8 protein-coding genes are annotated in these 9,320 nt (G+C 68.2%); 4 read left to right on the forward strand and 4 right to left on the reverse strand.

What is annotated here, in order from left to right:
• Positions 1-57: 57 nt before the first annotated feature.
• Complete coding sequence (gene serB, locus DK459_RS23910; RefSeq protein ID WP_054438407.1) at positions 58-780, reverse strand: phosphoserine phosphatase SerB; 723 nt, start codon at positions 778-780, stop codon at positions 58-60.
• Between the two features lie 13 nt (positions 781-793).
• A complete protein-coding gene (locus tag DK459_RS23915; RefSeq protein ID WP_070541321.1) occupies positions 794-1,702 on the reverse strand; it encodes a LysR substrate-binding domain-containing protein in 909 nt (302 codons plus the stop codon).
• Between the two features lie 242 nt (positions 1,703-1,944).
• Here DK459_RS23915 and DK459_RS23920 point away from each other — a divergent pair, with 242 nt between their 5' ends.
• Genes DK459_RS23920 through DK459_RS23930 form a run of 3 tightly spaced genes read left to right on the forward strand, consistent with a single transcriptional unit; the run spans position 1,945 to position 5,687 of the window.
• Entirely contained in the window at positions 1,945-3,021 is a 1,077-nt protein-coding gene (locus DK459_RS23920; RefSeq protein ID WP_026383554.1) for an ABC transporter ATP-binding protein, read from the forward strand.
• Between the two features lie 13 nt (positions 3,022-3,034).
• A complete protein-coding gene (locus DK459_RS23925) occupies positions 3,035-4,681 on the forward strand; it encodes an iron ABC transporter permease (RefSeq protein ID WP_054499479.1) in 1,647 nt (548 codons plus the stop codon).
• A gap of 22 nt (positions 4,682-4,703) precedes the next feature.
• On the forward strand, positions 4,704-5,687 hold the full coding sequence (locus DK459_RS23930; protein ID WP_054497115.1) for an ABC transporter substrate-binding protein: 984 nt from the start codon (positions 4,704-4,706) through the stop codon (positions 5,685-5,687).
• Between the two features lie 100 nt (positions 5,688-5,787).
• On the opposite strand, the gene DK459_RS23935 is transcribed toward DK459_RS23930, so the two are convergent.
• Positions 5,788-6,459, reverse strand: coding sequence for an ABC transporter ATP-binding protein (locus tag DK459_RS23935; RefSeq protein ID WP_006388175.1), 672 nt, complete (start codon positions 6,457-6,459; stop codon positions 5,788-5,790).
• On the opposite strand from DK459_RS23935, the gene DK459_RS23940 reads away from it, so the two are divergent.
• Positions 6,458-7,117, forward strand: coding sequence for an arylesterase (locus DK459_RS23940; protein ID WP_006388174.1), 660 nt, complete (start codon positions 6,458-6,460; stop codon positions 7,115-7,117). The two genes, DK459_RS23935 and DK459_RS23940, sit on opposite strands and share 2 nt — an antisense overlap.
• 47 nt (positions 7,118-7,164) lie before the next feature.
• Here DK459_RS23940 and DK459_RS23945 read toward each other — a convergent pair whose 3' ends face one another.
• Positions 7,165-9,135 carry a SurA N-terminal domain-containing protein gene (locus tag DK459_RS23945; protein ID WP_020927483.1) on the reverse strand — a complete coding sequence of 657 codons (1,971 nt, stop codon included), beginning with the start codon at positions 9,133-9,135 and terminating at the stop codon, positions 7,165-7,167.
• Between the last annotated feature and the right edge of the window lie 185 nt (positions 9,136-9,320).

Raw genomic sequence — 9,320 nt, forward strand, 5'->3', positions numbered from 1 at the left:
TTCGGGTCCACCGAGGGCCTCGTTCGCGCCGCCGGTGGCGGCCCGTCGGCGCCGCGCCTACGCCTTGCCGGCGCTGAACAGGCGCAGCAACTGGTCCAGCCCGCCCTGGTCGATCGCCACCTTGGCCTCGCGCCGCACCGCCGGCTTGGCGTGATACGCCACCGAGAGCCCGGCGGTGCGCAGCATCGGCAGGTCGTTGGCGCCGTCGCCCACCGCGATGGCGCGCTCCGGTCCAACGCCGAGCGCCGCGCACACCTCCAGCAATTTGCGACGCTTTTCCTCGCCATCGCACAGGTCGCCCCACGCTTGCGGCAGCAGCCGTCCCGTCAACCGCCCATCGACGACCTCCAGCACGTTGGCGCGCACGTCGTCCAGCCCCAGGCGCAGCCGCAGCCGGTCGGTGAAGCAGGTGAAGCCGCCCGTCACCAGCAGACAAAACAGGCCGGCGGCCTTGCAGGCCGCGATCAGCGTTTCCACGCCCGGGCTGAGCGCCAGGCGGTGTTCATACACCTCGTCCAGCGCCGCCGCGGGCATGCCGGCCAGCAGCGCCACGCGCTGCCGCAAGCTCTGCTTGTAGTCGACGATCTCGCCGCGCATGGCCGCTTCCGTCAGCGCGGCCACCTCCGCCTTTTTCCCCATCAGGTCGGCCATCTCGTCCAGCGTCTCGATGGCGATCAGCGTCGAGTCCATATCGAAGGCGATGACCTTGTAGTCCGACAGCGCCAGCGGCGGCTGGATGCCGCGCCAGTGCAGGCCGGCATCGCTCTGGAAATCTTGCATGGGCATTCCTTCTCTATTGGTCAGGTAGCGGATGGCCGGCCTCGCGGCCCAGCCAGTCGATGAAATGGCGCGCCGCGGCCGCCGCTGGCGCATCCGGGCGGAACAGCGCATGGACGCCGGCGTTGGGCAGGCGCGGCTGCAGGAACAGCGGCCGCAGCCGGTCGGCGCGCAGGTCGTCCTGCAGCAGGCACCACGGCGCCAGGGCGATGCCCAGGTCATTCATGGCGGCCTGCATGCATAGGAATTGATGATCGAAGACCGGGCCGGGCAGCTGCGCCGGCACATCCACCCTGGCCAGCGCGAACCAGCGCGGCCAGTGGTCCATGCCGCCGGCCACCTTCAGCAAGGGGTGCCCCAGGCAATCCGCCGGCGCGGCCAGCCGGTTGCGCTCGATGAAGCGCGGCGACGCCACCGGCACGTGGAAGTCGTCCAGGCAGTGCACGCAGCTCATCTCCGCGTGCGTCACGAAACCGTGGCGGATGAACACGTCGCTGCCGCCCTCGTCGCCGCGGTCCAGGAACGAACGCCCCTGGGTGGTGAGCTGCACATCGATGCCGGGATGCAGCGCCTGGAACGCCGACAGGCGCGGAATCAGCCATTTCATCGTCAGCGACGGCGTGGCACTGACGCGCAGCACCCCGCCATGGCCCGGCGAGCGCAGCTTGACGGTGGCCGCGGCGATGCGCTCCAGGCTGGCCTGGACCTCGGGAAAATACGCCTGCGCGCACGGCAGCAGCGTGACGCCGCGCGCCTCGCGCGCGAACAGCGGCTGGCCGATGTAATCCTCCAGGATGCGGATCTGCTGGCTGACCGCGCTGTGCGTGATGCTCAGTTCGTCGGCCGCCGCGGTGAAACTGCGCAGGCGCGCCGCGGCCTCGAACACCCGCAAGGCTTTCAGCGGCGGCAGGCTCGGGCCCGCCATCTCAGGCGATGCCCGCCCGTGCGCCGGGCCGGCGCAAGGCTTTGCTGCGATTTCCCACGATTTCCCTTGTCATCTGTTTTATTCGGCGCCGCTCGCGGCCGCACCGTTGCTATGAGCGGCATTCTAGGGGATTGCGGCGTCGCCGACCTCTTAGAAAAACTAACGCCAGCCCTTAAAAAACACCGCTGGTCGCCATGGCCCGGCATTCCTATGATGCGCTCAATCCCAGGCAGGAACCCTTCATGGCATCGATCACCGTAGACGGCATCATCAAGACATTCGGCGGCCAGCAGGTGCTGCGCGACCTGTCGCTGCACATTCCCGACGGCGCGTTCTACACGCTGCTGGGCCCCAGCGGCTGCGGCAAGACCACCCTGCTGCGCTGCATCGCCGGCTTCTACGCGCCCGACGGCGGCCGCCTGCTGTTCGACCAGGACGACGTCACGCACGTATCGGCGCACCGCCGCGACATCGGCATGGTGTTCCAGGACTACGCGCTGTTTCCCGACAAGACCGCCTTCGACAACGTCGCCTACGGCCTGCGGGCCCGTGGCGTGGCGCGGGCCGAGATCAAGCGGCGCGTCGACGAGGCGCTCGACAAGGTCGGGCTGGCGGCCCTGGCCGACCGCTACCCGGCGCAGATGAGCGGCGGCCAGCGCCAGCGCGTGGCCCTGGCGCGCGCCCTGGTGATCCGGCCGCGCGTGTTGCTGATGGACGAACCGCTGTCGAACCTGGACGCCAAGATGCGCCTGCAGATGCGCGACGTCATTCTCGACCTGGTGCGCGAGGCCGGCATCACCACCGTGTTCGTCACCCATGACCAGGAAGAAGCCCTGGCCATGTCCGACCGCATCGCCATCATGGACCACGGCCGCATCGCCCAACTGGGCACGCCCGAAGAACTGTACGGCACGCCGGTCAACGCCTATGTGGCTGACTTCATCGGTTCGGCCAACGTGATCCCGGTGCCGGCGCGCGGCGGGCTGCCCGGCGCGCCTGCCGGCCACGTGCGCTACGAGCTGTGCGGCCTGGGTTTCGACGGCACGCTCGGCAGCGACACGCTGGCCGAACGCGCGGTGCTGATCGCCCGCCCCGAGGAACTGGCCCTGATGGCGCCCTCGCCCTACGTGCCCAACACGCTGCCCGGCAAGGTGCTGCGGCGCCAATACCTGGGCTTCAAGACCGCCTATCGCATCGCGCTGCAGGACGGCTCGGAGATCCGCGTGGAGCTGCACGCGGGCAACATGGTGGCGCAGTTCCAGCCCGGCGAGGCCGTGCAGGTGCTGATTCCCGCCGACAGCCGCGTCGTCAACGCCTGAGGACCGCCACGCCATGAAAATCAAATGGTGGCCCTGGGGCATCCTGACGGCAATCAGCCTGGCGCTGCTGCTGTTCTTCGTGCTGTATCCGCTGGCGGTGTTGTTCAGCAACAGCGTCACCGGCCAGGACGGCGGCTTCTCGCTGGAAGGTTTCCGCGCGCTGCTGGCCGACTCGCAATACCTGGAGGCCTTCGGCAACACGCTGGTGCTGGGGCTGGTGGTGACCGCCTGCACCATCCTGGTGGGCGTGCCGTTCGCCTACATGGTGGCGCGCTACGACTTCCCGCTCAAGAACCTGGTGGCGATCCTGCCGGTGCTGACCATCGTCATTCCCGAGATCATCGTCGGCCAGTCGTGGCTGCTGGTGCTGGGCAACAACGGCATCCTGACCAATCTGCTGGGCGACGCGGGCATCTCGCTGCCGTCTTTCTATGGCTGGACCGGCATGGTGTTCTCAATGACGCTGGTCTACTACACCTATATCTACCTGGGCGTGCTGGCCGCGCTGCGCGGCTTCGACGGCCAGCTGGAGGAAGCCGGCCTGAGCCTGGGCACGCCGCCGCTCATGACGCAGCTGCGAGTGCTGGTGCCGGTGCTGCTGCCGGCGGTGCTGGTGAACGCGCTGGTGGTGTTCACGCTGGTGGTCGGCAACTTCGCGCTGGCGATGCTGCTGGGCAGCCGCGTGCCGCTGCTGTCGGTGATGACCTACAACACCTTCGTCAGCGAAATGGGCGGCAGCCCGACGCTGCAGAGCGCCATGTCGGTGGTGTCGATCGCCATCGTCGCCATCGTGCTGTTCGTGCAGAAGCGCGTGGTCGAGCGCAAGGTGTACACCATGACCCAGGGCCGCGCGCCGGCGGCGCGGCGGGTGCGTTCGTGGCAGGCGATGCTGTACACGGGCGGCGTCGGGCTGGTGATCCTGCTGTCGCTGCTGCCGCTGATCGTGGTGTTCATCGCCGCCTTCACCAAGACCAGCGGGCCGGTGATGCACTGGGGCTCGTGGTCGCTGGCAAGCATGCAGCGCGCCCTGCACGGCGCGCCCGAGCCGATCCTGAATTCGCTCAAGTTCGCCTCGCTTGCCACGGTGACGGGCGTGGCCTTCGCGGTGCTGGTCAGCTACCTGACGATCAAGAAGCGCAGCGCCTTCACCCAGGTGCTGGACTACATCGTGGTGCTGCCGCTGACCATCTCCGGCACGGTGCTGGGCATCGCGCTGGTGCAGACCTTCAACACCGGCTGGCTGGTGCTGGCCGGCACCTCCGGCATCATGGTGCTGTGCTACGCGGTGCGGCGCCTGCCATTCGCGGTGCGCAACGCCTCGTCGGTGCTGTTCAACATACCCGACTCGATCGAGGAAGCCTCGATCAGCCTGGGCGTATCGCCGCTGATGACCTTCTTCAAGGTCATCCTGCCGGCCATGAAGGCCTCCATCATCTCGGCCGCCATCCTGATGTGGCTGACCACGATTTCCGAGCTGTCGGCCTCGATCGTGGCCTACAGCGGCGGACTGGAGACCATGCCGATCGCCATCTTCCGCCAGGTCGACGGCGGCCGCCTGGGCATGGCCTCGGCCTACGGCGCGGCGCTGGTCACGGTGATCGTGCTGCCCATCATCGTGTCGGTCAAGGCATTCCGCATCAAGCTGTTCTCCGGCAAATAACCCGCATCCACAAAGGCTAACCATGCACCTCAAACACTTCCTGCAAACCGGCCTGCTGGCCGCCACCCTGGCCGCGGGCGCCGCGCAGGCGCAGAACGTGGTCCTGTACTCGTCCAACAACACCGAGACCATCGAGACCGCGCTCGACGCCGTCAAGAAGCAGTCGCCCAAGCTGAACGTGCAGCCGGTCACCGGCGGCACCGGCACCATGATGAAGCGCATCGAGGCCGAGGCCCAGAACCCGCGCGGCGACCTGTTCTGGAGCGGCGGCTTCGGCACGCTGGGCGCCTACCGCCAGCACCTGCAGCCCTACCGTCCGGCCGACATCGACAAGATCCCGGCCGAGTTCCGCGGCCCGGACGATCTGTGGGTCGGCACCAACGTGCACATCATGGTGCTGATGGTCAACGAGCGGCAGTTGAAGGGCCTGGCGGCGCCGGCCACCTGGTCGGACCTGATGCAGCCGCAATGGAAGGGCAAGTTCGCCATCACCGATCCGTCCAAGAGCGGCACCGCCTACATGCTGGTCTACGGCCTGTACAAGCAGTTCGGCCAGGAAGGCCTGGACAAGATCGCCGCCAACGCCGTGGTCACGGCCTCGTCGGGCACCACCTACAAGGGCGTGGCGGCCGGCGAATACGCGGTCGGCATGACGCTGGAATACGCCGCCCAGGAATACGTGGCCGGCGGCCAGAAGGAAATCAAGCTGGTCTACCCGACCGAAGGCAGCTACCTGGCGCCCGAAGGCATGTTCATCATCAAGGGCGCCAAGAACCTGGACGCCGCCAAGGCGCTGTACGACGGCCTGCTCAGCAAGGAGGCCCAGGAAGCGCAATTGGTGAAGAACTTCCGCCGCCCGACCCGCAGCGACATCGCGGTGGCCAGCCTGACCACCCTGCCCGACTTCAACAGCATCAAGATCTTCCCGGTCAGCCAGGACGCCGCCGCCAAGGAATACGAGGCCGTCGTCAGCGCCTGGAACCAGGCCGTGGCCAAGGCCAAGTAAGGCTCGCGCCAAAGGCCAAGCAAAAACGCCACCTTCGGGTGGCGTTTTCGTTTCAGGCTGGTATCGCCGGCGCGGGCCGCAGGGGCTGGTCGCATCCCGCCTACGCCGCCATGCGCCCCGCCGCCAGCACCACCTGCCGGCCGCAACGCGCCGCCAGTTGGGGATCGTGCGTCACCAGCACCAGCGTGGTGCCGTGCTCGCGGTGCAGGTCGAACATCAGGTCGATGACGGTGACGCCGGTGGCGGCGTCCAGGCTGCCCGTGGGTTCATCGGCGAACAGCAGGTCGGGCCGCACCACGAACGCGCGCGCCAGCGATACACGCTGCTGCTCGCCGCCGGACAGGGTGCGCGGATAGTGATGCAGGCGCGCGCCCAGGCCGACGCGCTCGAGCATGGCCTGGGCCGCCTCGCGCGCCGGCTGGCCCGCCAGTTCCAGCGGCAGCATGACGTTTTCCAGCGCCGTCAGGTTCGGCAGGAGCTGGAACGACTGGAACACGAACCCCACGTGATTGGCCCGCAGGCGCGCGCGGCCGTCCTCGTCCAGGGCGAACAGGTCCTGCCCGGCCAGCCGCACGCTGCCGCTGCTGGGAACATCCAGCCCGGCCAGCAGTCCCAGCAAGGTGGACTTGCCCGACCCGGAGCTGCCGGTGATGGCCACGGCGCTGCCCGACGCCACCGTAAAATCGATGTCTTCCAGGATAGACAGCGTCCCGCCGGCATCGGCCACCCGCTTGCCCAGCCCTTTCACCTCGATCGAATTCTTGCTATCCATGCGCCTGATTCCCCTGATTCGCCGTTCACTACTGATATCCACGCTCGCCACGGCCACGCTGATGGCGCCCGCCCACGCTCAGACCGCCGCCGCGGCCCAGGGTTCCGCGCAGCGCACCGTGCTGGTGGTGGGCGACAGCCTGGCCGCCGAGTACGGCATCAAGCGCGGCACCGGCTGGGTGCCGCTGCTGTCCGCGCGGCTTTCCGAACAATACCCGAAGTACAAGGTGGTCAACGCCAGCATCAGCGGCGACACCACCAGCGGCGGGGTGGCGCGCCTGCCGGCCCTGCTGCGCCAGCACGAGCCGGCGGTGGTGGTGCTGGAACTGGGTTCGAACGACGCCCTGCGTGGACTGCCGCTGAACATGACCGAACAGAACCTGCGCACCATGGCGCAGGCGGCGCGCAAGGCCGAGGCCAAGGTGGTCATCGTCGGCATGCAGATCCCGCCCAACTATGGCCGTGACTACACCCAGCGCTTTTCGCAGGTATTCCCGACCGTCGCCAAAGACGAAAACGCCCGGCTCGTGCCCTTCCTGATGGAAGGTATCGCAACGGACCGGGCGATGTTCCAGGCAGATGGCATCCATCCCAACGAGGATGCCCAGGCCAGGTTGCTGGACAATGTGTGGCCGGTGCTGCGGCCCTTGCTGCAATGATGCAATGACGCGGGCCTGGGCGGCCCGCGCGCGACGCGGCAGGCCGGTCAGCCCGCCGCCTGCTGCGAGGCGTCGCCGCCGCGGATGGCCTCGGCGGCCGCCGGCAGCACCTGCACCTTGTATTCCTCGCGCAGCATGCGCACCAGCGCTTCGTTCTCGGCCTGGCCCCAGGCGCCCGCCAATTGCTGCGCCAGGCGTTCCTTGTCGGCGGCCTCGACCGTGCCGGCCTCGACCTTCTCCAGGCGCACCAGCGTGTAATCGGCGCCCGACTGCACGCCGGTGTAGGCCGGCAACTTGGCGGCCGGCAGGCGCATCACGGCGTCCAGCACCGAGCGCGGCAGGTTCTTCGGATCCTGGCGCGACACCACCAGCGGACCGCCGAAGCCTTCCGGCGCGGCGGCCGGGTTGGCCTGGTCGGCTGCCAGCGCGGCCTCGCCGGCCTTCTTGGCGGCTTCGGCCGAACGCTCGTCCAGCAGCTTGGCGCGAATCGAATCGCTGACCTTGTCCAGCGGCGGCACATGGGCCGGCTGCACCGCGGCCACGCGCACCGCCAGCATGGTGTCGGGCGACAGCTCGATCACGCCGGAATTCTGCTTTTCACGCAGCACGTCGGGCGAGAACAGCACCTGGCGCACGCGCGGGTTGTCCAGCAGCGCGGCGTCCGGGCTGTCCACGGCGGAACCGGGGCCGGCCTGGTCGGCGGGCAACAGGCCCTCGCGCGTCACGCCCGAAGCGGTGCGCAGCTTCAGGCCGACCGCGTCGGCGGCCGGTTGCAGGCTGTCGCGCTGGTCATAGACCTGCTTGTTCAGCTGGCTGGCCATCTCCGAAAAACGCACGGCGGCCAGTTGCTTGCGCACTTCGGCGGTGATCTGGTCCTTCACCTCGGCCAGCGGCTTGATCGCGGCCGGCTGGATCTCGGTGACCTTGACCACGTGGAAGCCCGACGGGCTTTCGACCACGCCGGACACCTGGTCCTTGGACTGGCTGAAGATCGCCTTTTCCAGCGGGCCGGACAGCATGCCCGGCGCCAGCCAGCCCAGGTCGCCGCCATTGGCGGCCGAACCGGCGTCCTGCGAATTCTTGCGGGCCAGCTCGGCGAACTGCGCCGGGTTGGCGGCGGCCTGCGTAGCCAGGGCCTCGGCCTTGGCGCGGGCGGCCTTGCGCGCATCTTCCGAAGCGCCGGCGGGCACTTCGATCATGATGTGGCTGGCGCGGCGGCGCTCGGGCTGGCCGAAGCGGTTCTTGTTCTGTTCGTAATACGACGCCAGGTCCTCGTCCTTGACCTGCACGCCCTCGGTGGCGGCGGCCTCGTTCAGCACCAGGTACTGCACCTGGACCTGCTCGGGAACCTGCAATTGCTGCTTGTTGGCGTCGTACCAGGCCTGGATGTCGGCCGGGGTGACGGTGACTTGCGAGCGGAAGTCGGCGGCGGCGAAGCGGCGCAGTTGCACCGTGCGCTGCTGCGTCAGGGCGGTTTCGAGCGACGCCACCACCTCCGCCGGCGCGCGGGCCGACTGCCCGACCGGTTCCAGCACGCGGGCCACGGCCAGGTCACGACGCAGGCCGGCCTCGAACGAGGTCGGCGACATGCCCTGGGCCGCCAGCACCTGGCGATAGCGCTCGGGCGAGAAGCGGCCGTTGTCCTGCACTTCCGGAATCGCGGCAATGGTGTTGCGCAGCGTTTCATCGGACACCGAGAAGCGGTTGTCCACGGCCACGTTCGCCAGCAGGCGCTGGTTGATCAGCTGGTTCAGCAGCGCTTCGCGCAGCTGCGGCGTGTCGATCACGGCCGGGTCGAACTGCGCGCCCAGGCGCTGGCGATACTGTTCCAGCTGGTTGCGGTGCGCCTGGTCGAACTCCGCGCGGGAAATCGGCTGGCCGGCGACCGTTGCCAATTCCGGCTCCTTGCGCATGAAGCTCTCATAGCCCTGGATCCCGACGAGGAAGAAGGACGGCACAATCAGAAGCAGCAGGATGAACTGCATCCAGCGCCGGTGGCTGCGAATAAATTCGAACATGGAATCCCTGTTGCCGCACTCGGGAGGAGACTTCCGCCCGGGCCGCACGAAAACGCATAAAAAAAGGCGAATCTCATTCGCCCTATTCCCATACCGGTCAAACCGGGTCAGCGGGCGGATTTTAGCATTTCTCATTCGTCCCGCAGCGTCTGCTTACACCGGTGCGCCCAGCGCCCCTCCCGCCC

Origin of the sequence: Achromobacter sp. RW408, assembly GCF_003184165.1 — a bacterium.
Classification (GTDB): Bacteria; Pseudomonadota; Gammaproteobacteria; order Burkholderiales; family Burkholderiaceae_B; genus Achromobacter; species Achromobacter xylosoxidans.

Bases quoted from the DNA above. Each gene is read 5' to 3' on its own strand.
- DK459_RS23935 (WP_006388175.1), bottom strand. From the start codon at position 6,459: ATGGATAGCAAGAATTCGATCGAGGTGAAAGGGCTGGGCAAGCGGGTG.
- DK459_RS23945 (WP_020927483.1), bottom strand. From the start codon at position 9,135: ATGTTCGAATTTATTCGCAGCCACCGGCGCTGGATGCAGTTCATCCTG.
- DK459_RS23920 (WP_026383554.1), top strand. From the start codon at position 1,945: ATGGCATCGATCACCGTAGACGGCATCATCAAGACATTCGGCGGCCAG.
- DK459_RS23930 (WP_054497115.1), top strand. From the start codon at position 4,704: ATGCACCTCAAACACTTCCTGCAAACCGGCCTGCTGGCCGCCACCCTG.
- serB (WP_054438407.1), bottom strand. From the start codon at position 780: ATGCAAGATTTCCAGAGCGATGCCGGCCTGCACTGGCGCGGCATCCAG.
- DK459_RS23940 (WP_006388174.1), top strand. From the start codon at position 6,458: ATGCGCCTGATTCCCCTGATTCGCCGTTCACTACTGATATCCACGCTC.
- DK459_RS23925 (WP_054499479.1), top strand. From the start codon at position 3,035: ATGAAAATCAAATGGTGGCCCTGGGGCATCCTGACGGCAATCAGCCTG.
- DK459_RS23915 (WP_070541321.1), bottom strand. From the start codon at position 1,702: ATGGCGGGCCCGAGCCTGCCGCCGCTGAAAGCCTTGCGGGTGTTCGAG.